The sequence below is a fragment of the Streptomyces ovatisporus genome, assembly GCF_042653885.1.
Classification (GTDB): domain Bacteria; phylum Actinomycetota; class Actinomycetes; order Streptomycetales; family Streptomycetaceae; genus Streptomyces; species Streptomyces ovatisporus.
On sequence record NZ_JBHSFH010000013.1, the window covers coordinates 23,261 to 46,991 of the forward strand.

15 protein-coding genes are annotated in these 23,731 nt (G+C 71.8%); 6 read left to right on the top strand and 9 right to left on the bottom strand.

The features are described 5' to 3' along the window. Window positions 1–98: 98 nt before the first annotated feature. The 3 genes from ACFPA8_RS21405 to ACFPA8_RS21415 all read right to left on the bottom strand — a co-directional run bounded on the left by ACFPA8_RS21405 (window position 99) and on the right by ACFPA8_RS21415 (window position 4,412). The gene (locus tag ACFPA8_RS21405; protein WP_386450968.1) at window positions 99–1,166 is read right to left on the bottom strand and encodes a hypothetical protein; all 1,068 of its coding nucleotides are present in this window, start codon (window positions 1,164–1,166) and stop codon (window positions 99–101) included. 148 nt (window positions 1,167–1,314) lie between these two features. Beyond that, window positions 1,315–2,826 carry a hypothetical protein gene (locus ACFPA8_RS21410; protein WP_386450970.1) on the bottom strand — a complete coding sequence of 504 codons (1,512 nt, stop codon included), beginning with the start codon at window positions 2,824–2,826 and terminating at the stop codon, window positions 1,315–1,317. A gap of 125 nt (window positions 2,827–2,951) precedes the next feature. Beyond that, window positions 2,952–4,412, bottom strand: a complete 1,461-nt coding sequence (locus ACFPA8_RS21415; RefSeq protein WP_386450972.1) for a HEAT repeat domain-containing protein — start codon at window positions 4,410–4,412, stop codon at window positions 2,952–2,954. A gap of 308 nt (window positions 4,413–4,720) precedes the next feature. Here ACFPA8_RS21415 and ACFPA8_RS21420 point away from each other — a divergent pair, with 308 nt between their 5' ends. The 3 genes from ACFPA8_RS21420 to ACFPA8_RS21430 all read left to right on the top strand — a co-directional run bounded on the left by ACFPA8_RS21420 (window position 4,721) and on the right by ACFPA8_RS21430 (window position 11,424). Beyond that, window positions 4,721–6,262, top strand: coding sequence for a PP2C family protein-serine/threonine phosphatase (locus ACFPA8_RS21420; protein ID WP_386450974.1), 1,542 nt, complete (start codon window positions 4,721–4,723; stop codon window positions 6,260–6,262). 254 nt (window positions 6,263–6,516) lie between these two features. Continuing rightward, the gene (gene dnaK / locus ACFPA8_RS21425) at window positions 6,517–8,427 is read left to right on the top strand and encodes a molecular chaperone DnaK (RefSeq protein WP_386450976.1); all 1,911 of its coding nucleotides are present in this window, start codon (window positions 6,517–6,519) and stop codon (window positions 8,425–8,427) included. A 774-nt stretch (window positions 8,428–9,201) separates the two neighbouring features. Beyond that, complete coding sequence (locus ACFPA8_RS21430; protein WP_386450978.1) at window positions 9,202–11,424, top strand: glycoside hydrolase family 15 protein; 2,223 nt, start codon at window positions 9,202–9,204, stop codon at window positions 11,422–11,424. Between the two features lie 80 nt (window positions 11,425–11,504). Here the strand turns inward: ACFPA8_RS21430 and ACFPA8_RS21435 are convergent, their stop codons facing one another. After that, window positions 11,505–13,007 carry a DNA-binding protein NsdB gene (locus ACFPA8_RS21435; RefSeq protein ID WP_386450980.1) on the bottom strand — a complete coding sequence of 501 codons (1,503 nt, stop codon included), beginning with the start codon at window positions 13,005–13,007 and terminating at the stop codon, window positions 11,505–11,507. Between the two features lie 240 nt (window positions 13,008–13,247). On the opposite strand from ACFPA8_RS21435, the gene ACFPA8_RS21440 reads away from it, so the two are divergent. Together ACFPA8_RS21440 and ACFPA8_RS21445 are read left to right on the top strand one after the other, a co-directional pair. Continuing rightward, on the top strand, window positions 13,248–14,411 hold the full coding sequence (locus tag ACFPA8_RS21440) for an aminoglycoside phosphotransferase family protein (RefSeq protein WP_386450982.1): 1,164 nt from the start codon (window positions 13,248–13,250) through the stop codon (window positions 14,409–14,411). A gap of 386 nt (window positions 14,412–14,797) precedes the next feature. Continuing rightward, complete coding sequence (locus ACFPA8_RS21445) at window positions 14,798–16,801, top strand: N-acetylmuramoyl-L-alanine amidase (RefSeq protein WP_417801325.1); 2,004 nt, start codon at window positions 14,798–14,800, stop codon at window positions 16,799–16,801. An 84-nt stretch (window positions 16,802–16,885) separates the two neighbouring features. Here ACFPA8_RS21445 and ACFPA8_RS21450 read toward each other — a convergent pair whose 3' ends face one another. Next, a complete protein-coding gene (locus tag ACFPA8_RS21450) occupies window positions 16,886–17,383 on the bottom strand; it encodes a hypothetical protein (protein ID WP_386450986.1) in 498 nt (165 codons plus the stop codon). A 297-nt stretch (window positions 17,384–17,680) separates the two neighbouring features. Here ACFPA8_RS21450 and ACFPA8_RS21455 point away from each other — a divergent pair, with 297 nt between their 5' ends. Beyond that, window positions 17,681–19,990, top strand: coding sequence for a HelD family protein (locus ACFPA8_RS21455; RefSeq protein ID WP_386450987.1), 2,310 nt, complete (start codon window positions 17,681–17,683; stop codon window positions 19,988–19,990). A gap of 79 nt (window positions 19,991–20,069) precedes the next feature. On the opposite strand, the gene ACFPA8_RS21460 is transcribed toward ACFPA8_RS21455, so the two are convergent. The 4 genes from ACFPA8_RS21460 to ACFPA8_RS21475 all read right to left on the bottom strand — a co-directional run bounded on the left by ACFPA8_RS21460 (window position 20,070) and on the right by ACFPA8_RS21475 (window position 23,695). Next, complete coding sequence (locus ACFPA8_RS21460; protein ID WP_386451480.1) at window positions 20,070–20,285, bottom strand: DUF397 domain-containing protein; 216 nt, start codon at window positions 20,283–20,285, stop codon at window positions 20,070–20,072. Window positions 20,286–20,409: 124 nt separating this feature from the next. Beyond that, entirely contained in the window at window positions 20,410–20,925 is a 516-nt protein-coding gene (locus ACFPA8_RS21465) for a VOC family protein (protein ID WP_386450989.1), read from the bottom strand. A gap of 235 nt (window positions 20,926–21,160) precedes the next feature. Then, window positions 21,161–21,883 carry an alpha/beta fold hydrolase gene (locus ACFPA8_RS21470; protein ID WP_386450991.1) on the bottom strand — a complete coding sequence of 241 codons (723 nt, stop codon included), beginning with the start codon at window positions 21,881–21,883 and terminating at the stop codon, window positions 21,161–21,163. Window positions 21,884–22,087: 204 nt separating this feature from the next. Next, complete coding sequence (locus ACFPA8_RS21475; RefSeq protein ID WP_386450993.1) at window positions 22,088–23,695, bottom strand: phytoene desaturase family protein; 1,608 nt, start codon at window positions 23,693–23,695, stop codon at window positions 22,088–22,090. Between the last annotated feature and the right edge of the window lie 36 nt (window positions 23,696–23,731).

Below are 23,731 nucleotides of genomic sequence, written 5' to 3' on the forward strand. Positions count from 1 at the left end.
GTCGTGTGGATGCGGAAGGTCGTGTGTACGGAAGGTCGTGTGTACGGAAAAGGGCTGAGGGGTTCGGGGCGGAGAGGCCCTCGCGGGCCGGGACCGGCTCAGGAGTGGAAGGGGAGCGCGGCGTCGCCGGCGATCTCCACGTCGTCTCCTTCGCCCGGCGGCAGCAGGCTCGCCGAGCCGTCGCTGACGGGTACGACGCCCAGCTCCAGCAGTTCCGACATCGCGGCGCTGCCGGCCATGTCCCGGACCTGGAGCTGGTAGCGCGGTGTGGTGCGGTAGGTGCCGCCCGCGTCGTCGCCGGTGCGCTGGAGGAAACCGGAATCGACGAGGAAGGCGACGGCCTTCCCGATGATGCCGGTGGTCGAACCCGCCAGCCGGCGGGCGTCCTTGGTGGCTCCGGTGGCACTGCGGCGCGCGTACACCCGCCAGGCCGCTTCCAGGCCGGGTGCCCCCGTGACCGGGTCGGCGTTCTCGCCCGTCTCTTCGGCATGCTCCTCCAGCCTCCTGCACGCCTGCCGCACGAAGGAGTCGACCCCGTTGACGGTGATGCGGCCGATGTAGCCGTCGTCGGCGAGGTCTTCGGGACGGGGGAAGGCCATCGCGGCGACTGCGAGGTGGGCCAGTCCGTGGAGGAAGCGGTCCGCGGAGTCGGCGGTGGCGCGGCGCGAATAGTCGCCCATGCGCACCGCGAAGACGGATTCCTCGTCGGCGGCGAGCGCCATGCCCGCACGCGTCGAGACCTCCAGGACGACCAGCCCCAGGCCGGTGGCGACGGCGTCGGCGAGGCGCGCGAAGGCGGGCTCGTCCCGGTAGCGCCGGAGCAGTTCGGCGTATTCGGCGTCGCGGGCAGGCAGCAGCTTGGGATGGAGCCCGAAGGAGACGAGCCGGGCCGCGTCGGCGGTGTCGGCCGGGGTGACGGCGGCCTGGGCGCCGCTGCCGCTGTCAGAGCCGGAGCCGGAGCCGCTGCCGGAGCCGGAGAACTCCCCGCGGGTGCCCTCCTGCAAGGCGGAGCCTGAGCCGCGGGAACCGGCGGGCCCGGCAGAGCTCGCGGGGCGGTCCGGTACGTCCGGCGGGGAGGCGGCAGCCGGGTGGCCCTCGGCGCTCGCTCCAGCGGCGTCGCCCGCCGGTTCTTCGTCGCGGATTCCCTCGTCGCGGTGTTCGCTCACGGGTGCGGTACTCCTCGTGGATCTCTCCGGCCGCGGGCCGTGCCGCGGTCTGCTCTCTGCGTACACCGGACGGTCCGGCCGTACGGCCGACGGCTTCCCGAAGCGACGTGCCGGCAGCGGGACTTCGGCCGGCGGTGTCCGGACCGCCTCATGCCACTTCCGTGCGGTCCGAGGCCATGCCCTCCGCGTCCAGCAGGGCCGTGCCGACGATGAGGTCCGCCCCGCCGAACTCGGGGTCGTCGAGCTCCTCCCCGTCGTCCACGGCGAAGAGAAGGCGGTGCTCGCCCTGCCGGTAGGCCGTGCCCACCGGGGGGCTGGCCGCGTGGACCGCCAGGAGGGAGACCAGGTAGGGAAGTCCGGGGTCCTGTCTCCTCGCCTCGGCGAGCAGTCCGGAGAGCCGGCGCGGCGCGTCGGCGGGCAGCTCCAGCAACTCCATGGCCTGCTCCAGCTGTTCCTCGCTGAACCTGCTGTCGTCCGGGGTGGCGATCAGGTCCGGCTCCGGCATCTCGGCGCCGAGGTGCTCGCGGGGGGCGGGAGGCGTGAGGAGCAGGTCGACCAGGTCCCCCACCCGGACCGCTCCGGGGGTGCGCAGCCCGGTGCCGTGGGAGAAGAAGGCGTCGGTGACCCGGCCGGCCCCCTCCAGCGGCAACGGCAGCAGCGGGGCCAGCAGTTGACCGTACAGATCGAGGCCCGCGCGTGCGGCGGGCGGTGCGAATGCCTGACGGTCCTGCTCGGCGCGGAAGAGCGGCCCCGCCGCCAGCAAGCGGGACTGGAGCTGGGTGTGACGGCGGATGCAGTCCTTGACGATGTCGACGAGTTCGGCGGCGCGGCGCTTGTGGTCGGGGCCGCGCTCGGACGCCGCCTCGTCGCGGGCACGGCGGATGTTGGTCAGGATCGCGTTCTCGTGGCGGTAGCGGTCCGCGACGTGATCCAGCGCTTCGCTGATCATGTCCGGGACAGTGCGCAGCCAGTCGACGGCTCGCACGTCGCGCCGGGTGGCCTCCAGCGTGCGGCGGAGCGTCTCGGCGTACTGCACCGTGCGGTACCGGGCCTGCTCGGCGGCGAGTTGGGCGTCCGCGAGGCGGCCGCGGCTGATGAGGACCTCCAGCTTGACCTCGGCGGCGATCTGGGCGCTGGTCACGTCGGTGTCGAGGGCACCGACCAGCACGTTGACCGCTTCGTCGGTGGTGCGCAGATAGACGCTTCCGCCTGGCCCGGGGACCTCTTCGATGAGCTTGAAGTCGTAGTCACGGCGTACGTAGGCGCCGTCCGGCCCGAACGTGCCGTAGACGGCCCGGAATCCGCGGTCGACACTGCCCACGTTCACCAGGTTCTCCAGCACCCAGCGGGCGACCCGCTCGTGCTCTGCGGCCGGGCGGCCGGGGGCCTGGGCGGCGATGCGGGGCAACAGCCGGGCCACGACGTCCTCGTGGTCGGCTCCGGTGTCGAAGTCCATCTGGAGGGTGACGACGTCGATGGCGCTCAGGGCGACCTCCGACATGGCGTAAGTGCTGTACTCCCCCGCGAGGTTGGCCTTGCGGACGTCCAGGTCGTGCAGCGGAGCGGTGCAGGCCAGGGCCCGCAGCCGCCGCGCCAGGCCCTCGTCGGCCGCTGGGCCGGGAGCCGGGGACGGGATGATCGGCGGGGCGTGCTCAGTCACGACGGACACACTATGCCGTCACACCGACAACGCCCGAAACGGCCCCTGATGTGGCGTTACATCCCGGCGGGCCGAAGGCCGGCGCCCCGACACGTCCGGCGCCGGGAGTCACCCCCGCCGCGGCCTCAGCGCCCCGCGTCCGGGCTGAGCCTGCCGCGTACGGCGCTCTGCACCCCGGCCTCCTCGGCGGGATCGGCCGCGAGCCGCCGCAGGCGTTCGACGACCCGTTCGTCCCCTGTCGCGGCGTACTCGGCGGCCAGGGCGCGCGTGGTCTCCTCGCAGTCCCACAGGCACTCCACCGCGAAGCCCGCCGCGAAGGAGGGGTCGGTGAGGGCGAGCGCGGCGGCCGCGCGGCCCCGCAGCTGCGAGGAGGCCGTCTCACGGTAGACGTGCCGCAGTACGGGCGCGGCACAGCCGACACCCAGCCGGCCCACGCCGTCGACCAGCGGCCACAGCGCGTCGCTGTCGGGCCCTTCCTGCCGGACGGTGCGGCGCAGGGCGCGGAGCACCGCTTCGGCGTCCTGTGCGCCTCCGCAGCAGGCGAGCATCTCGGCGGCCACGGTCTGAAGGCCGCCGGGCAGCGTGCCCTCGGGGGCGGCCGCCCACTGCCTGGCACGGACGATCGCCGCGGTGCTGCGCATCCGCGCGAAGGAGCACAGCGCGGCCCGGGACACGAGTTCGCCGGGGTCGGCGGCGGCCTCTTCGATCAACGCGAGAGCATCGGCGTCGCCCCGCTCGGCCAGGTGCCGCAGCGCGGCGGCGCGGGCCGCTTCCCGCGGGCCGCGGGCGGCGGCGAGGAGTTCGGCACGGTCCTCGGGGCCGGCGACGGCCGCCAGACAGCGGGCCGCGGCCGATTCGCGCGCGACGCGCGGATGCTGGTCGTGGCCCTCCTGCGCCCAGTCGAGGACTGCGCGGACGCTCCAGCCCGGACGGGGGCCCGAACCGTGCATCTGCCGCTGCCAGCGGTCGAAACAGCCCTGTTCCCGCACGCGCAGCAGCCGCTCGGCCTGGCCGGGACGTGCGGAGTCCTCCGCCCACAGGCGCCAGGGCCGCGGCTCGAAGGCGTCGCGGGCCGACGCGGCCAGCTCCATGTCGCCCTGACGGGTCTCCGGAAAGCGCGTCAGTACGGCGGGGCCGAGCGCGCGAAGCCCCTCGTCGTCGTCGCGCACCGCGAGTTCGTCCAGTGCCCACTGCCAGTTGGCGCCGGCCGTGGCGTAGCGCCGCAGCAGCTCCAGCGCGCCGGTGTCCCGGTAGGAGGCGAGGTGGCCCAGCACGGACAGCGCCAGCCCCGTGCGCACCTCGGCCTCCCCCTCGGCCGTCAGCTGGTCGTCGGGGTGGAAGAGGTGCTCCTCGATGTCGTCGAGGGAGGCGTCCAGCTCCATGTGCAGCCGTGCGTAGTAGAGCGAACGGTGTTCGATCTGCCAGTCGCGCCGTGGGTCGTGGAGTACGCACTGCCGGAGTGCGGCGAGAGCTTCGGCACGTGGCGCCGCCAAGGCGTGCAGCGTGCCGTCGCCACGGCCTCGCTGCAGGAGGCCGAGCAGCGTACCGCTGGGCGCTATGTCTGAATCGACGGGCTCGACGAACATGAGGTCAGCATCCGGTGCGGGGTCTTCGACTGGCAACGGGATTTCCGTTGACCAGCATCCTTGCCGGTGCGCGTGGTTCTACTCCTGGGTTCCCCAGCGACGTGGAATGCGCGCGTCCGGCGTCGGGAGCCTACCGGGAATCGGCCCTTCCGCGGTGTGCCCGGAGTGCTCCGCGGGTCCCAACTGCCAGGAGGGCGCGGACAAATGCCCGCAGCACCACCGGATCGGGTATGGCAAAACCACTTACGGCCGGTCGCAGCCTGTGCAACAGTCGTAACCGAGCCCTCATCCCGTATCGGAGAGAACGCATGCCCTCCCACCTCGATGCGGACCGCCCGGCGTCCCAGCCGCCCGAGCGCGGCACGCTGGACGCGCTCATCACGCAGGCGCGCCGGCTGCGCGGCGGGATCGACGCCGTCCGCTCGAGCGCGGCGGACGAGGACGGGGAGGAGGCGGGGGATCCCACGTCGCGCTGGAGGCGGGCCCTGTGCGATCTCGCCGCCCGCCATCTCGACGGCCTCGGCGAACACCTCGGGCAGCTCCGCGCGGGGTCCCCGGCCGCAGACGCGCACCATACGGACGGTGCGCCCGGCGATGCCCGTGCCGCGGAGGGTGAGACCGCCGCCGCGGGGGCCGCGCGCTCCCGCCGGTTACCGGCGCGGTCCGGCAGCGCCGAGTGGAACCTGCTGACCGACGAGGTCTCCTGGTCCGGGGAGCTGTACGCCATCTTCGGACGCTCCCCGGCCGAGGGCCCGCTCTCCCTGGACGAACTTCCCTCGTGGGTGCTGCCCGACGACCAGCCGCTGCTCGCCGCGGCAGTGACGGACTGCCTGGTGGACAGCCGGCCCATCGACCGGGAGTTCCGCATCATGCGGCCGGACGGTGACGTACGCACGCTGCACCTGCTCGGCGAACCCGTCCTCGACGACCAGGGCGGAACCGCCGCCATGTGGGCGGTCGTCCGGGACGTCAGCGAGCTGCGCCGGAGCGAACTCGCCGTGGTGGAGACGCGCGAGACGGTGCACCACGAACGGCACGCGGCGCAGGCCGAACGGCGGATCGCGGTCGAGCTGCAGGAGTCGGTGCTGCCGCCGTGGCGGGGCTCCCAGCGCTTCCCCCGTTCGGACGGGCACACGGGCGGCGCCCTCGACATCGCCTCGCACTACCTTCCGTCCGCGACGAGTGCCCTGATCGGGGGCGACTGGTACGACGCGCTCGAACTGCCCGACGGCGCCACGCTGTTGTCCGCGGGCGACCTCACCGGCCACGGGGTCGCCGCCACGTCGGGGATGGCCATGCTGCTCGGCGCCGTCCGCGGCATGGCGGTGGCGGGTGTGGAGCCCGGCACGCTGATGGGGCACCTCAACCAGCTGCTCGACTCCGCGGCCCAGCCGGCCCTGGGCAGCGCGGTGTGCTGCCGCTACCAGCCCGCAGACCGCACTCTGACGTGGTCGCAGGCCGGGCATCCCGCACCGCTGCTCTTCCGCAGGGGCGAGGGCCGCGTGCTGCAGCCCCCGGAGGGCGTGCTGCTGGGCGCGACCTCGGGTGCGGCGTACGGCCAGCACACCGAAGTGCTGGAGGCGGGCGACCTGCTGGTGCTGCACACCGACGGACTCACCCCGCAGGACGGCGGATCTTCCGGGTCCGGGTCCGGGTCCGGGCCCGGGCCCGCACCCGTGCTGCCCGGCGGGAACGCGCAGGACGGAGGTTCGGAGCGGCTGCTCTCCCTCGCCGGCCGGTTCGCCGAGGCCCGTACGGCACAGGAGTGCGTGCGTGCCGTCGTCGAGGAGTTCGGCGACCGTGAAGGCCAGGACGACGCCTGCGTGCTCGTCGCACGCGTCAGCGGCTGACGCCAGGCTCGGACCCGCCACCGGGACCGCGCAGTGCGGCGTCGGCGGCCCGGCAGCCGCCCCTCCGAAGAGTGACCCGATGGGCACTTGACACCGACCGGCTCAACTTTTATGCAGGATGTGTAGGCATTTGTCGGCCTTGCGGTGGCGGGGCGGCAGGCCGGTCCGAGGTGGCCCGGCTGGTTCGCCTGCTGCTTCGGGGCCCTGTCGCCGACGTGTACGAGCCGGCGACTGCGGAGAAGAGGTGAGTCGAGGTGGCCCGAGCAGTCGGAATCGACCTGGGGACGACCAATTCCGTGGTCTCCGTCCTCGAGGGTGGTGAACCCACCGTCATCCCGAACGCCGAAGGAGCCAGGACGACCCCGTCCGTGGTGGCCTTCGCCAAGGGCGGAGAGGTACTCGTCGGCGAGGTCGCCAAGCGGCAGGCCGTGACGAACGTGGACCGCACGGCACGGTCGGTGAAACGGCACGCGGGGGACGCGGACTGGCGCTTCCCGGAGTCCGGCGACGTGGACGGCAACCGCTTCACGGCGCAGGAGATCTCCGCCAGGGTGCTGCAGAAGCTCAAGCGGGACGCCGAGGCGTACCTGGGAGAGGACGTCACCGAGGCGGTCGTCACCGTGCCGGCGTACTTCAACGACTCCCAGCGCACATCCACCAAGGAGGCCGGTGAGATCGCGGGGCTGAACGTCCTGCGGATCATCAACGAGCCGACGTCCGCGGCTCTCGCCTACGGACTGGACAAGGAGGACGACCACACGGTCCTGGTCTTCGACCTGGGGGGCGGCACCTTCGACGTCTCGCTCCTGGAGATCGGCGAAGGACTGGTCGAGGTGAAGTCGACCTCCGGCGACACCCGGCTCGGCGGCGACGACTGGGACCAGCGGGTCGTCGATCACCTGGTGAAGCAGTTCAAGAACGGGCACGGCATCGACCTGTCCAAGGACAGAATGGCGGTGCAGCGGCTCCGTGAGGCGGCCGAGAAGGCGAAGATCGAGCTTTCGTCCGCAACCGAGACGACCGTGAACCTGCCGTACATCACGGCGACCGACGAGGGCCCGCTGCACCTGGACGAGAAGCTCACGCGCGCCCAGTTCGAACAGCTCACGGCGGATCTGCTGGAGCGCTGCAAGGAGCCCTTCCACGCGGCGGTGAAGGACGCCGGCATCGAGGTGTCCCGGATCGACCACGTGATCCTGGTCGGCGGCTCGACACGGATGCCCGCCGTCACCGGCCTGGTGAAGGACCTCACCGGCAAGGAGCCGCACAAGGGCGTCAACCCGGACGAGGTCGTCGCCATCGGAGCCGCGCTCCAGGCCGGTGTGATCAAGGGCGAGGTCAAGGACGTGCTGCTGCTGGACGTCACACCGCTGTCTCTGGGCATCGAGACCAAGGGCGGCGTCATGACCAGGCTGATCGAGCGCAACACGACGATCCCGACGAGGCGTTCGGAGGTCTTCACCACGGCCGAGGACAACCAGCCGTCGGTGACCGTCCAGGTCTTCCAGGGTGAGCGCGAGATCGCGGCGTACAACAAGAAGCTCGGCTCCTTCGAGCTGACGGGACTGCCGCCGGCGCCCCGCAACGTGCCCCAGATCGAGGTCGCCTTCGACATCGACGCCAACGGGATCATGCACGTCTCCGCCCGCGACCAGGGCACGGGCAAGGAACAGAAGATGCAGGTCACAGGCGGGTCCAGCCTCCCGAAGGAAGAGATCGACCGCATGATGCGCGAGGCGGAGCAGTACGCCGACGAGGACCGCCGCCGGCGCGAGGACGCGGAGACCCGCAACCAGGCGGAGCAACTCGTCTACACGACGGACGACTTCCTCAAGGAGAACGAGGACAAGGTCCCGGGCGACGTCAGGTCGGAGGTGGAGGACGCGGTCGCGGACCTGAAGGAGAAGCTCAAGGGCGAGGACACCGCGGCCATCCGCCATGCGAGCGAGCGGGTCGCCGCCGTCAGCCAGAAGCTGGGCCAGGCGATGTACGGCGGCGCCCAGGCCGGCGGCGCAGCCGGTGCTGCCGCCGGTGGCGGGACGGAAGAGGGTGCGGGGCCTCCCGGGGCCGGCGGTGCCGGACCGGAGGAGGACGTCGTGGACGCCGAGATCGTCGACGACGAGAAGGGAGACGAGAAGGGAGAGGAGAAGGGCGGCGCAGCGTGAGCCTCCGGCCGGCGCCCGGCACCGGATGGTGCGCCCGAGCGGGCCGGGACGTGCGCCCGCACCGGAATGGAAGCGTTTGGGCGCAGGTCGTCCGTGTCACCCGCCGCTCCTGCCGCCGGGCGGCGCCGGACGGAGCCGGTTTCTCCGAACCCCGGTCCGGGGACCGGAACCGTCCGGCCGCTGCGCCCGCAGGCGGTTGTACGCCGCGCCCGCCCCGGGAGATCACGGCGTACCCGTCCCTCGAAAGGGTGCGAGAGCCATGACGAACCAGGAGCGCAGAGAGGTCTACCACCGGCAGACCGGACGCAGGGAGCCGACCGCCAGGCAGCGCCGCCGTCTCGCGAAGAAGGAGGGCCAGGGCAAGGAGTGATCAAGGTCCGCTTCCGCGGAACGAGGAGAGGACGGGCGCTGCGGCGGGACATGCCCGCCGCAGCGCCGAGTGCCGCTTCCCGCAGGGGAGTTGCACATCCCGGGACATCCCGGGGGCGCCGACCGGCCGTGCCGGGTACGACGGCGCGGTCCACCCGTCCGGCCACCGGCCTCGTCGGCGCCCACAACTGCGCACCGCAGAGCGGGACATGAAGCGCACTTCACCCGAACCCCCCGTGTGCGTTCATACTTTGGAGTCACACAAGCCTCTCTTGACGCAGAGGTCTTCCGAGGCAAGGCTTTCGCTCACTCATGCGGTGGTCGTCCGGGCGGACGACTTCACATGGTGAACTCACCTGTACGGGCCCTGAGATGGCTCGATTCCACGCCTCACCTGGAGGATGCGTGCCTACGAACTCCCGTCGGAACTTCCTCAGAGCCGCTCTGGTCGGCGCGTCGGCGATCGCCGCGCCCGTCCCGCTCGCCGGCAGCGCCGGCGCCACCGGGATGTCCGGTGCGCGCTCCGACGTGGCGGAGACGGCCGGTGAGGCACCGGGAGGCCCGGGCAAGGACGCACGTTTCGACCCGGCCGACAAGGTGGGTTTCGGCACCGCCCGCACAGAGCGGAGCCTCGTGTGGTTCACCCTGCAGGGCGGCAGGATGAGCGAGACGTACTACCCCGATCTGAGCACCCCTGCCAGCCGTCACACGGAACTCGTCGTCACCGACGGCAAGACCTTCGTCCAGCGGGTCGGCCAGGCCGACACCCGCACGGAACTGATCGGTCACGGCGGCGCACCGCGCTACCGGCAGACCAGCCAGGGCGAGGGCTGGAGCGCCGTGACGCAGTACGTCACGGACCCGGAGCGTTCCAGCGTCGTCATCGACGTCGAGGTCCGCTCCCGGACCGGCACACCGCTGCAGGTGTACGTGCTGCACGACCCCTCGCTCTCCGGTGACGGCAACAACGACAGCGCGTTCCCGCAGGACGGCGCGCTCGTCGCCGAGGACAAGCACGCGGCGAGCGCACTGCTCGCCCAGGACGGCTTCGCCGAGTCCACCGTCGGCTATCTCGGCGTGAACGACGGCTGGAGCGAACTCTCGGAGAACGACGGCCGGTTGAAGCACCACTACGCCACCGCCGGACCGGGCAACGTCGTGCAGCTCGGACGGCTGCGGCTGGACGGCTGCGCCCGGACCCGGCAGACCGTGGTGCTGGGCCTCGGGGAGAAGGCCGACGACGCCGTCAGGACGGCGCGGCGCTCCCTGAGGGCCGGCTTCCACGCCGCCGCGCACGCGTACGACACGGGCTGGACCTCCTACCTCGCGGGGCTCCCCCAGCCCCCCGGCTCTCTGCGCACGCCGTCGGACCGGGCGCTCTGGACGGCGTCCGTCGTGACGCTGGCGGCCGGCGAGGACAAGAAGAACCCGGGTGCGTTCATCGCCTCCCCCTCCATGCCCTGGGACTTCGGCTCCCGGCACGTCGTCCCGGAGACGGGCCCGTACCACCTGGTGTGGCCGCGCGACCAGTACCAGATAGGCACCGGTCTCCTCGCCGCCGGCGACCACGCCGCGGCGGGCCGGGCCCTGGACTACATGCTCAGGACGCAGCGTCCCGACGGGCACTGGCCGCAGAACTGCAAGGTCGACGGCGAGCCCTTCTGGACGAGCATCCAGCTCGACGAGACAGCGGCCCCCATGCTGCTGGCCTGGCTGCTGGACCGTCACGACGCCGGCACACTCGAACGCCTCGCCCGCGGAGGCGACTTCATCCTCGGCTTCACGAGCGAGGAGGGCTACGAGGCGCCCTACAGCCAGCAGGAGCGCTGGGAGGAGCAGTCGGGCTACTCGCCCTCCACGATCGCCTCCGTGATCGCCGGACTCGTCTGCCTCGCGGACCTGCTGGAGCGGGGCGGACAGGGAGGCAAGGCCGCCAAGTACCTGAAGGCGGCCGACAAATGGCAGGAGTCGGTCGAGAAGTGGACCGTCACCACCAAGGGCCCGGACTCGGACGAGCCCTACTACCTGCGGCTCACCAAGAACGGGAAGCCGGACTCCGGTGTGGAGTACGAACTCGGCAACAACATCGAGACCCCCGTGGACCAGCGCACCGTCGTGGACGCGGGCTTCCTGGAGCTCGTACGGCTGGGAGTCAAGCCCGCCGACGACCCGGTGATCCGCAACTCCCTCGCCGTGGTGGACCGGAAGCTCGCCGTCGACACACCCTCCGGCCGCCACTGGTACCGGTACTCCGGCGACGGTTACGGCGAGCAGCCCAATGGTGAGCAGTGGACCGTCAACCGTCCCGAGGTGAAGACCACCCACGGGCGACTGTGGCCGATCTTCGCCGGTGAGCGCGGGGAGTACGAACTGCTCTGCGGCGACCGGCACTCGGCGGCAGGCCGGCTGCGCGACATGGCCCGCACGGCCGGCGAGACACTGATGCTGCCGGAACAGGTCTGGGACACGAGGCCGCCGGCGCCCCGCGAGAAGCCGGGCACTGGCACCGCGTCGGCCACGCCTCTGGCATGGACGCACGCGCAGTACCTGCGTCTTGCGCGGTCGCTCGAGCGCGGTGCGCCGGTGGAGTTCCCGTCGGTGGTCGCCGAGCGCTACGTGCGCCGCTGAGCGCACAGCCAGGAGGGCTCGTCCCCGGCTTCCAGGCTCCCCGGCCCGTTCCCGGCCTGCCCCGGTCTGCCCCGGTCTGCTCAGATGTTGCGCAGACCGGGGGTGCCGGACAGCCGGGGAGCCGTCTGCTTGTGGTGCCTCGGCATCGCCAGCTGGATCTCCTCCCTGAGGTCCGCGATGCCCGCGTGTCCGGTGTACCGGCCCGTCAGCCGGTACATCTCGCGCAGCCGGTCCCAGGTGCGGTGGGAGGAGTTCTCGCCGATGCTCACGAGGGCGAGCCGTGCGTAGCGCTCGGCCTGTTCGGGTTCGCCGGCGATGAAGTAGGCCGAGGACAGGGAGATCCAGTCGAAGATCTTCGAGCGCTGCCGCTCGTCCGCTCTCAGTCGCAGGGCCTGCCTGGCATGGCGCTCCGCCACGCCCGCCGCGGCCGGTTCGTGATCGGCGAGCGTACGGTAGGCCAGCGCCTCCATGCCGTGCAGATCCGCCTCGTCGAACATCTGCATCCAACTGGGCGGCGGCACATCGCCGTTGTCGGACGCGAAGAGCTCCTCCGCCTCCCCCAGGGTGCGCCGCATCTCCTGGCCGCGTCCCATCGACGCCTGCGCCCACGCCTCGATGGTGTGGAGCATCGCCTGCGTACGGGGCAGCGACTCCTCCCCGGAACCCGCACGTGCCAGCTTCATCAGGTCCAGGGCGTCGTCCGGGCGTCCGAGATGGACCATCTGCCGTGCCGCGCGGGACAGGGCCTCGCCCGCCCGCGGACGGTCGCCTCCCTCACGCGCGGCGTGCGCGGCGATGACGAAGTACTTCTGCGCGGTGGGCTCCATGCCCACGTCGTGCGACATCCATCCGGCGAGCACCGCCAGGTTGGCCGCGACCCCCCACAGGCGGCGCTGCAGGCGGTCCGGGTGGTGGTAGGCGAGCATGCCGCCCACCTCGTTGAGCTGCCCGACCACCGCCTTGCGCTGGAGTCCGCCGCCGCGGGCGGCGTCCCAGGCGCGGAAGACTTCCACCGAGTGCTCCAGCGCCTCGATCTCCTGAGACCCCACCGGGGCCGCGTCGTACCTGTCGAAGGCCGCCTGGTCCGCGTAGCGGGAGGGGCCGGGGTTGAAGGGGCCGGCAGCGGGGGCCGGTGCCGTGCGTAGCCAGTCGTACATGGCACTGGTGAGTGCCGATCCTGCGGTGAGCGCGGCACCCGCGCCCACCAAGCCGCGTCGGTTGAGCATGAGGTCCATTCCCGTGAATTCGGTGAGGACCTCGGCTGTCCGTTCGGGTGCCCACGGCATCCCGTCGAGCCCGGACTGCTGCCGTGCGGCAGATCTGCCCGGCTTGCTGAACCCGAGGTCCTCGATGGTCACGACACGGCCGAGTCGCTCGGTGAAAAGAGCCGCAAGCACCTTCGGCACCGGATCTCGCGGGGTCTCCCCCATGTCGATCCAACGCCGCACCCGCGAGGTGTCGGTCGCCAGCTGTGCGTGGCCCATGGCCGCCGACTGCCGGTTCACGAGCCTCGCAAGCTCGCCCTTGGACCATCCGGCGAGTCCGAAAAGGTCCGCGAGGCGGGTGTTGGGTCCCTTGGTCACGTCAAGCCCCCAGGTTCTCGGCTTAGTTGACACTAACCCCCGCCCAACTGCCCTGGGACCATTCGCCAGGGTTCGCCAGGGTCCGCCAGATGGTGTGCCACCCGGACGCCCGGGTGTGCTGTATGCACGCGCCACTCCGGCCAGCGTCCGCTCCGGCTCCGCATTCCCCAGGGTGCGGACCGTGCGGAACGGGCCGGCGGGCGCGGCGACCTGTCGGCGCACGAAGGGACCCTGCTCACCATGCATCCAGCGACGTCCTCCGTGTCGGCACCGTTGCGGCCGCTCGGAAATCCGCCCTACGCCGGCGGCTCTCCGGCGTTCCCGTCCTCTCCGGGCCGGGGTGCGGTCTCCCGCGGTGGCACTGCGCGGGGCAGGCTGACCGGCGGCATCGGAGCCCAGTCCGTCAGCGGGAGGCTGGACTTGACCGGCCCTCAAGGTGAGCGAATCCGCGCGGCCCTCGACTCGGTCCAGCGCATCTGTCCGGAGTTCCAGCCGGTGCAGATCCTTCGTCGCGTCGGCCGGTCCGTACTGATGGCGGGCACGGCAGGGCGCAAGGCCGTGGTCGCCAAATGCCTGATGGACCACGCGCAGGTCCCGACCGAACGCTTCCGGCACGAAATAGGGGCCTACCGCACCTTCGTACGGCACCGCCCTCCCGTGCGGGTGCCCAAGCTCGTGGCCGCCGACCCCGACGACTGCGTGCTCGTGATCGAGCGGATGCCGGGGCGGGTCGCGGCGATGAGGCGTCACCTTCTCGACGCGCCGCCCCGTTCCGATCTGCGCGCCGCGCTCGGCGCTGTCTGCAGGCTCAACCTCTGGCAGCCTCCGGTCTCCGGATTCGAGCGGCCGGTCGACTACCCGGCACGGCTCAGCCGCTACCACGAACAGGGGCTGCTGACGGACCGCGACCTGGGTGATCTCCAGAAGCTGCTGCACGGGATCGCCCGCACCTACGGGAGCGGCAGCAGCACGCCCTGGCAGTTCTGTCACGGGGACGCGCTGCTGACCAACGTGCTCCTGGCCCCGGCCGGACCCGCGCTGGTCGACTGGGAGCACGCCGGCTGGTATCTGCCCGGGTACGACCTCGCCACGCTGTGGGCCGTGCTGGGCGACGCTCCCATAGCCCGACGGCACATCAGCCAGCTCGCGCAGGCTCAGGGACGCGCCGCCCGGGACGCGTTCCTGGTCAACCTGATGCTGGTGCTGACCAAGGAGATCCGGAACTACGAGACGGCGGTCCAGCGCACCATGCGCGAACCCACGCCTCCGGGCGCGTCGCCGGGCGCATCGGAGAGGCCCGGCGGGATGGCGAGGGGCGAGGAGCAGCGTCTGTTACTGCGCAGGCTGCACGACGACTGCGCGCTGGCGCGGGGAGCGGTTCGCTCTGCCGTGAGCACCCGCTGAACACGCCGTGACGCACTGAGGGTTACCGGCCGGGGGGGTGGGCCGAGCGGGGCGTCACCGGTATGGACCGCTGACGCCCCGCAGGTCCCGCCGCCGCCGAGCACGGCACCCGGTTCGCACCGGCTCGCGTGCGGGGGCCCGCACGGGGGGCGGCTGCGGCCCAGGAGGCCGAACGTACCCCGCTGACGTGCGACTTGTGCTCACCGCCCAGTCATTGACGGATGATCGTACAACCGATACCTCTGAGGCCTGCTCGCGCCCGCCGCATGCGACGAGCCCAGTCCGAGGAGGCTTCCTTGCCCGGTTTGCATGGATCACCCGGCCCTGTCCCCGACGCCCCCGACCCTCTCAGACGCCGCCTCCGGCGTGCGCTCGGCCGACTGCCCGTGAGGGGGCGCTCCTCGCGCACCCTGACGGTCGCCGCCGCCGGGGCCGCCGCTGCGGCGCTACTGCTGCCGCTCGCCTCGCCCGGCCCGTACGCCACGGCCGAACAGCGCGACTCCTCCAGGCTCCAGCAGCACTTCACCGACGCCGCACAGCAGTACAAGGTGCCGCGAAGCGTCCTGCTCGGTGTCTCCTACCTGCAGTCGCGCTGGGACGCGCACGACGGCGCCCCCAGCGTCACCGGCGGCTACGGCCCCATGCACCTGACGGACGCCCGCACGGCACTCGCCGAAGCAGCCCCGCAGGCGGGACATGGTCACGGCGGCACGGAAGACGCCCGCGGCGACACCGCACGTGAGGCCCGTACGGCGGCCTCCCACGCAGGCACGCCCGGCGAGGGCCGGGTGCCGGCCCGGCTCCGCACGGCCGAACGGGCAGCCGAACTGACGGGCCTGCCGAAGAAGGAACTGCGCGAGTCGGCGGCGGCCAACGTGCGCGGGGGTGCGGCGCTGCTCGCCGACGCGCAGAAGAAGCTCGGCCGTCCGCTCAGTGCGGACCCCGCCGACTGGTTCGGCGCTGTGGCCGCCTTCCCCGCCGCCACCGAGCGTGCGGCCGGCACGGCGTTCGCGAACGACGTCTTCGACGTGGTCCGTTCCGGTGCGCGGCGCACGAACGACGCCGGCCAGCGGGTCACGCTCGACGCGGTGCCCTCGCTGCGCGCCGACGAGTCGCAGGCCGCCGGGCACGGGCTGAAGCGGGCGGGCTCCGCGGCGCCGGAGGCCGGGCCGGAGTGCCCGCGGAGCGTGTCCTGCGAGTGGCTCCCCGCCCCGTACGAGGAGTACACGGACGACGAGGGCCAGCCGAACTACGGAAACCACGACAAGGCGAAGCGGCCCGGGTCCGCCTCGGTGGACTACATCGTGGTGCACGACACCGAGGGCCCCTGGGACGTCGTCATGGACCTGATCCAGGACCCCACGTACGTCTCGTGGAACTACTCGCTGCGCTCCTCGGACGGCCACATCGCCCAGCACGTGCGGGGCAAGGACGCCGCCTGGCATGCGGGCAACTGGTACGTCAACGCCAAGTCGGTCGGCCTGGAGCACGAGGGCTTCCTCACCGATCCCGACGCGTGGTTCACCGAGGCCATGTACCGCTCCTCGGCGCGGCTGGTGAAGTACCTGGCAGCGAAGTACGACATCCCCCTGGACCGGCAGCACGTCATCGGCCACGACAACGTGCCCGGCACGACGTCCGCCAACATCCCCGGCATGCACACGGACCCCGGGCCGTACTTCGACTGGCAGCACTACTTCACCCTGCTCGGCAAGCCGTTCAAGCCCGAGGCCGGTTCCGGAAGCCGCATGGTGACGATCAGGCCCGACTACGACAAGCACCAGCCGCAGTACACCCGGTGCGACGACTCGGGTGATCCCTGCCCGGCCCACGGCTCGGGCGCCGTGCGGCTCCACACCGCACCCGACGCCTCCTCCCCCTTGGTGAAGGACATCGGACTGCGCCCCGGGGGCGAGGACTCCACGACCGGCGTCAACGACACCGGGGCCCGCGCCAGCACCGGACAGCAGTACGCCGTGGCCGACCGCAAGGGCGAGTGGACCGCAGTGTGGTACCTCGGTGAGAAGGCCTGGTTCCACAACCCGCGGAAGCAGCCGACCGCCGTTCCCGCCCGCGGGCAGACGGTCACGCCGAAGGCCGGCAAGGACGAGATCCCGGTGTACGGGCGCGCGTATCCGGAGAAGGAGGCGTACCCGGCGGGTGTGCCGGCCCAGGAGCTCTCCCCGCTGCCGTACAAGATCGCGAAGGGGCAGGCGTACGCCGTGGGCCTCAAGACGCGGGGCGAGTATCTCTACGCGAAGGACTACGACCCCGAGGCGGAGAAGTTCAAGGTGGTGCGCGGCGACCTCACGTACTACCAGATCCAGTTGGGGCACCGCGTGGCGTTCGTGAAGGCGGACGACGTGCGGCTGATCCGCTCCTCCTCGTAACCGGACCGCGGACGGACGAAGGGCCCGGCGCCTCCTGCTGGAGGTGCCGGGCCCTTCGTGCCGACGGCCGGGTGGCCCGTCGCGTCAGTGCCGGAACATCTCCGCGGGCAGCGGCTTCAGCAGCGCGTACAGGTCGTTGGTGATCGGACGGTCCCAGCTCGCGATGGTCACGAGCACGCCGTCGCTGCGGTCGAACTGCACGCAGGAGATGCGCTCCTCCGAGCACTTCACACGGCGCACGATCAGAAGGTTGTCCTCGTGCATGACCGGGTCGTCCTCGACGCCCGTGACCTCGACGGGCTCGTCGTTCTCCAGCGCGGACATCAGCTGAGCCACCTCGAAGGGCACCTGGCTGCCGCTGACCTCCCGGGCGGGCGACCCCTCCGGCAGATTCCCGATGATCATGGCCGGACCGCGGCCTCCGAAGAGGTCGTAACGCAGGAAGACACCCTGGCATGTGCCGTCCGGGGCGGGCAGCAGACCGGCCCCGAGGTTGCCCGGCCAGTCGGTCGGGTCCATGGCCAGGACATCGAAGTCGGGGCCCGCGGGCACGGACGCACTGCGACGGCGGAGGAACGACATGCGGCCATGGTACGTGCCGCCGTCGGCCGCCCCCGCCGGACGTCCCCGCTCCCGCCTCGGGGGGCGGCCGTCGCCTGTTGCCGGGTTGCCTCCGGGGTCCGTCACGGGGGCCGCACCTCCGTCCCGCTCCCGCACGGGCGCGAACGCGCCGTCGCGGACGGCCGGCCGGGAGGAGAGGAGGCACGCGCAGCGGACAGCGGAGAAGATCTTGCGCCGCACACCGGAGCTGCTAAGCTCGACGGTTCGTAAAGTTCAACTGCCTTACACAGCACGTCCGTTGAGGAGTTTAGCAGACACATGACCGGGAGTCAACCGGCCCTCATGGCCGCCGCCCTGCACCAGGAGCAGAGGTACGCCGACGTCCTGTACGGCCGGCTCGAAGAAGAGCGCAGAGCGACCGCCGCCGCGCTCGCCGAAGTGCATTCCCGAGGTGCCGACGGCGGCACACGCCAGGCGACGGCCGAACGCGAGGTGCGGGCCGCCGAGCTGTCCCGTCGCCTCGGACAGCTCAACTCCGTGGAGAACGGCCTGTGTTTCGGGAGACTCGACACCGAGGAGGGCGAAACCCGGTACATCGGCCGCATCGGCCTGCGCACGGCCGGATCGGACCCGCTGCTCGTCGACTGGCGTGCGCCGGCGGCCAGGCCCTTCTACACCGCGTCGCCGGCCCGCCCCTCCGGCATCGTGCGGCGCCGCCACCTCCATTCGAAGGGCCGGACCCTGACCGGCATCGACGACGAGATCCTCGACTCGCGGCTCCTGCACGACCCGGACGGGGGCGGCTTGGACGGATGCGCCGGTCTCGTCGGCGAAGCAGCCCTCCTCCACGCACTGGGCCGGGCGCGCACCGGCAGGATGACCGATGTGGTGGCCACCATCCAGGCCGAGCAGGACCGTGTGATCCGCTCCCCCCTGCAGGGGGTCCTCGTCGTCCAGGGCGGCCCGGGGACGCGCAAGACGGTGGCCGCGCTGCACCGTGCGGCATATCTCCTCTACACGCACCGCAGGACGCTCGCCCGTCGCGGCGTACTCGTCGTCGGGCCGAACGCGGTGTTCCTGCGCTACATCGGCGAGGTGCTGCCCTCCCTCGGTGAGACCGACGTGGTGCTCACGCCTCTCGGCGGCCTCTTTCCCGGCGTCGAGGCGAGCACGGAGGACGCCGCCGCCACCGCTGCGGTCAAAGGCGGCACACGTATGGCGCAGGTTCTCGCCGGGGCCGTACGCCTGCATCAGCGCGAGCCCGACGGGGACCTGTCGGTGCCGCTCGACGAGGACGCGACCTGCGTGCTCGTGCCTCACGAGGTGTGCGTGCGGGCGCTGCGACGGGCACAGGCGCTGAAGGCGCCGCACAACGCGGCTCGCAAGCGTTTCGTCACCGACATGCTCGACGCCCTCGTCCGGGCCCGCGCCGGGGAGAGCCAACGCCCCCTGGACGACGAGGAGTTGCGTTACGGCCCCGGAGAGCTGTGGCGGCAGCGGTCCGTACGGCGGACACTGGACCGGCTGTGGCCGCTGCTCACCCCGGTGCAGCTGGTGGACCGACTGCTGTCCGACAGCGCCCTGTTGGGCTCCGCGGCGGCCGGCCTTCTCGACGACGACGAACAGGCGGCTCTGCTGCGCCTCCCTGGGGCCGAACTGACGGTGGGTGACGTGCCGTTGCTCGACGAGGCCGCCGAACTGCTGGGCGAGGACGACTCCGCCGAGCGTGCCCGCGCACGCGCCGCACGTGCGGAGCGCGCCGAGGAGGAGCGTTACGCGAACGAAGTGCTGCAGATCCTCGGCCTCGACGGGTCCGGTGCGGTCGGCGCCTCGGACCTCGCCGAGGCGCACAGCGATCCCGGTGCGGCGCGTACGACGGCGAACCGGGCGGCAGCCGACCGCAGTTGGGCCTACGGCCACGTCATCGTCGACGAGGCGCAGGAACTCTCCGCGATGGCATGGCGGATGGTGATGCGGCGGGCCCCCTCCCGTTCGATGACGCTCGTGGGCGATGTCGCCCAGACCGGGAACCCGGCCGGCGTCCGGAGCTGGGAAGAGGCGCTCGCCCCGCACGCGGCGGGCCGCTGGCGCGAGGAGCGGCTCACCGTCAACTACCGCACGCCGGCCGAGGTGATGGAGCCCGCTGCGCGCGTACTCGCCGCCGCGTCACCGGAACAGGTGCCTCCCGAGTCGGTGCGGGAGGAAGGCGTACGCCCGTGTGCCGTGCGCTGCGAGGAGGGGTCGCTGGTCTCCGGGACCGTACGGACCGTGGCCGGCGAACAGGCGGCGCTGCGCGAGGCGGGCGGCGGCAGACTTGCGGTCATCGCGCCCGATGACAGACTCGGCGCACTCTGCTCCGCCCTCCCGCACGCGGCGACGGGCGGCGGCAGTGCCGCGCTGGACGCCGAGGTGGCGGTGCTGGGTGTGGCCCAGGCGAAGGGGCTGGAGTTCGACCGTGTCGTACTGGCCGATCCCGCGGGCGTCCTCGCGCAGTCGCCGCAGGGCGGTCACGACCTGTACGTGGCGATCACGCGTGTCACGCGCCGGTTGACCGTCGTGTACGAGGGCCTGCTGCCGGACGTACTGGGGCAGTTGGACCGGTCGGCCGGGTCAGACGTGCCCGGCTAGGGCACGTCGTTTGGATCTTCGCGGGCTCGCGACGGCCGGGAAGGTTTGCCGGTGAACCTTCCCGGCAGCAGCACCGAGTTCACGTCAGGTCGAAGCGCCCGTTGCGCGCACCGAGCACGAAGGCGTTCCACTCCCCCGGCGAGAAGATGACGGCCGGGACCTCCGGTGTGCGGCCGTTGCGCATGGCGATCCAGCCCTCGACGAAGGCGATCTCCACCCCGCCCATCTCCTGGGTGCCCGACTGCCAGCGGGCGTTGGTCAGATCGAGGTCAGGCCTTGCCGCCGTGCTGGTCATGGTGCTCTCCGCCACGTGCGCTCCTCCCGTGTCTCGCGTCCGGAAGATCAGCGTAACCAGGGCCGGCGGCTGCCCGACAGGTCCGTGGCGGCCCGGATTGCAGCCGGGCCGGCAGGCGGACGTGTCACACGATCCTGCTGCCGTTGAAGACGCCGAGGCTCTCGCGGTACAGCTCGACGGGAACCCCGTTGGGGTCCCGCAGGTAGAGACTCTCCTCAACTCCGCGGTCCGGGCCCGCGTACTCGATGCCTGCCGTGTCGAGGGCCCGGCGGGCCGCCGCGTGCTCCTCGCCGTCCATCGCAAGGGCCAGATGCTGTACACCTCCCACCGTCTCGGCGAACGACGGGTGTTCGTGGCCCGGGAAGTCGAAGAAACCGAGCAGGTTGCCGTTGCCGATGTCGAAGAAGAAGTGCGTGGAGCCGCGGTAGTCCCGGTTCTCGACGAGTTCGACGAGGGGGAACCCGAGCAGCTCCTGGTAGAAGCGGATGGTCTCCTCGACGTCCCGGCAGATGAAAGCCACGTGGTGCACACCGCGCGCCGTGGTCGCAGGACGCCCGGCGGCCTCCTGCAGGTACCGCTCGCGCAGCGCCTCACGCCTGGAACGCAGTTCCTCCAGTGCCGTTCCTTCGGGCTCAGCCATCACGGACCTTCCTCGCAGAAGTGCTTTGCTGTTCAACTATCACTCTACGGGTGTCCGTTCGCCGTGCACGAGAAACGGTCGGCAGCTGTCTGCTTCCCCACCACTGCGCGCCCGGCGTGGCGGCCCGGCTCCGGGGCGCGGAAGCCCTGCACGAGGGACATGCGAGAGGTACACGGAGAGGCACTGACGACCGTCGGCGCGGCGCCCGCCGATTCCTGGCGGGCGCGGACCGGCATCACCGTCCGGGCTGGGAACCGTCCGCCAGGAACGTCCGCAGAGCAGCCGCGAACTCCCTGGGCCTGTCCTCGTGCACGAGGTGCCCGGCGTCCTCGACGGTGACCATCGTGCCGTTCGGGATGCGCTCCGCCATGGCCGCCATGTCCTCCTGCGGCAGGTGGCTGGAGGTCCCGCCGCCGATCAGCAGGGTGGGTGCCGTGATTTCCTGGAGCAGCTGCCACCAGCGCGGATCGGGGGTGTTGCGCTGCTGGTCGAACTGTCTGCGGAGCTCCCAGTCGAACGCCTGCGGCTCATCAGGCCGTTCGCGGATCTCGCGGGGTGGATCGAGCGGCAGCATGGCCGGTGTCTCCTCCAGGACGAGCCGCTCCACGCGGGCCGGATGCTCGCCGGCGAAGATGCCTGCGACGACCGACCCGAAGGAATGACCGATGAGGATGACGCGCTGCAGGCCCAGCACGTCGAGAAAGGCCAGGAGGTCCGGGCTGAGCACGTCCAGTCCGTACTCCCCCGGCCAGTCGCTCCGGCCGTGCCCGCGCAGGTCCGGGGCGAAGATCGGGTGTGCGGCGGCGAGTTGGGGGATCAGCGGCCCGCGCCAGTCCTCGCCGTCTGCTCCCAGGCAGTGGAGCAGGACGACGGGAGTGCCCTCCGCGTGCTCCTTCCCCCAGGTGCGGTAGGCGAGCCGGATGCCGTTCACGGCTACGGTGCTGACTCCCTCACTCATACGCCCAGTGTCACCCCTTCCCGTCCCCGGCCTCCGGCGGCTGCTTCGCTTCATCATGGCGCGCGCCACTGTCCGGATGAAGGAACCGCCGGGTCCCCGCAGTGCGCGCCCGTGACCCGTCGTCACGGGCACCCGTCCGCCGCCTCGTCGGGACGGTCCCTCACCGTGCCGGACCGCGGAGACTTCAGCCCTGCTGCCGCATGCCTACCCCTGGTCCTCGAGCACCGCCATGGCCGCGTTGTGCCCGCCGATGCCGCTCACTCCGCCGCCCCGTACGGCTCCCGCGCCGCACAGCAGCACGTTGGGGTGCGCCGTCTCGACGCCCCAGCGTCCGGTGCCTTCGCCGGCGACGGGGAAGGAGAGGTCGCCGTGGAAGATGTGGCCGCCGGGGAGGCGCAGTTCGTCTTCGAGGTCCAGCGGCGTCTTGGCTTCGATGCAGGGATTTCCGTCGGCGTCCAGGGCGAGGCATTCGCTGATCGGTTCCCGGAGGTGCTCGTCGAGTCCGGCGAGTGTCGCGGCCAGGGCCTTCGCCTTCACCGCCTCGCCGTCCAGCCCGTCCTGGCCTGACGGAGCGAAGCATTCGGGAGGCGTGAGCAGCCCGAAGAGGGTGAGTGTCTGGTAGCCCTCGGACGCGAGTGCGGAGCCGAGGATCGAGGGGTCGGTCAGGGAGTGGCAGTACAGCTCCGACGGCGGCACCCGGGGCAGCGCTCCCTGCTGCGCCTGACGGTATGCGTCGGCCAGCTGCTCGTACCCTTCCGCGACGTGGAAGGTGCCTGCGAAGGCCTCCCTGGCGTCCACGGAGGTGTCCTTCAGCCGGGGAAGGCGCCGCAGCAGCATGTTCACCTTCAGCTGTGAGCCTGCGACGGGTCCGGCCGGACGCACGGACGTCTCGCCGAGCATTCCGGCGAGCGCGTCGGGCGAGGCGTTGACCAGCACGCGGCGGGCAGGCACGGTGCCCTCGCCGTCTTCCGTACGGAAGTGGACCTCGGCGGTGCTGCCGTCCGTCTCGATGCGGTGCACGGTGTGCCCGGTCGCGATCTGCGCCCCGGCTGCCTGTGCGGCTTCCGCGAGGGCCTCGGTCAGTGCGCCCATGCCGCCGACGGGCACGTCCCAGTCTCCTGTGCCGCCGCCGATGACGTGGTAGAGGAAGCAGCGGTTCTGCAGCAGCGACGGGTCGTGAGCGTGACTGAAGGTGCCGATGAGGCCGTCGGTGAGCACGACGCCGCGCACGAGGTCGTCGGTGAACCGTTCCTCCACGGTCTCACCGAGCGGCCGCTCGAACAGCGCGCTCCACGCGGCGTCCTCGCCGATGCGCTCCTTCAACTCCGCGCGGGTGGGCAGGGGGCCGGTGAGGGTGGGGAAGACGCGCCGGGCGACCCGCTGCGTCATCGCGTAGAAGTCCTCCCACGCCTCGAACTCCCGGGATCCTCCTGTGAGCCGCGCGAAGGACTCGCGGGTGCGGGCGGTACCGCCGCCGACGAAGAGCCCGGTCCGGCTGCCGTCGCGGACGGCCGGCGTATACGAGGAGACGCTGCGCTTGCGTACCGCGAACCGCAGACCCAGATCGTCGACGATCTGCTGCGGGAGCAGGCTCACCAGGTACGAGTAGCGGGAGAGCCGCGCGTCGACCCCGGCGAAGGGCCGGGTGGAGACGGCGGCACCGCCCGTGCGGTCCAGGCGTTCCAGTACGAGGACGCGCTGTCCTGCGCGGGCGAGATAGGCGGCGGCGACAAGGCCGTTGTGTCCTCCGCCGACGATGACGGCGTCGTGGACCGCTGAGTGACCGGAGGTGGCGTGGGAGGCGTCAGGCATGCTTCTTCGTAGCACGTCACGGGCCCGTCCCACACG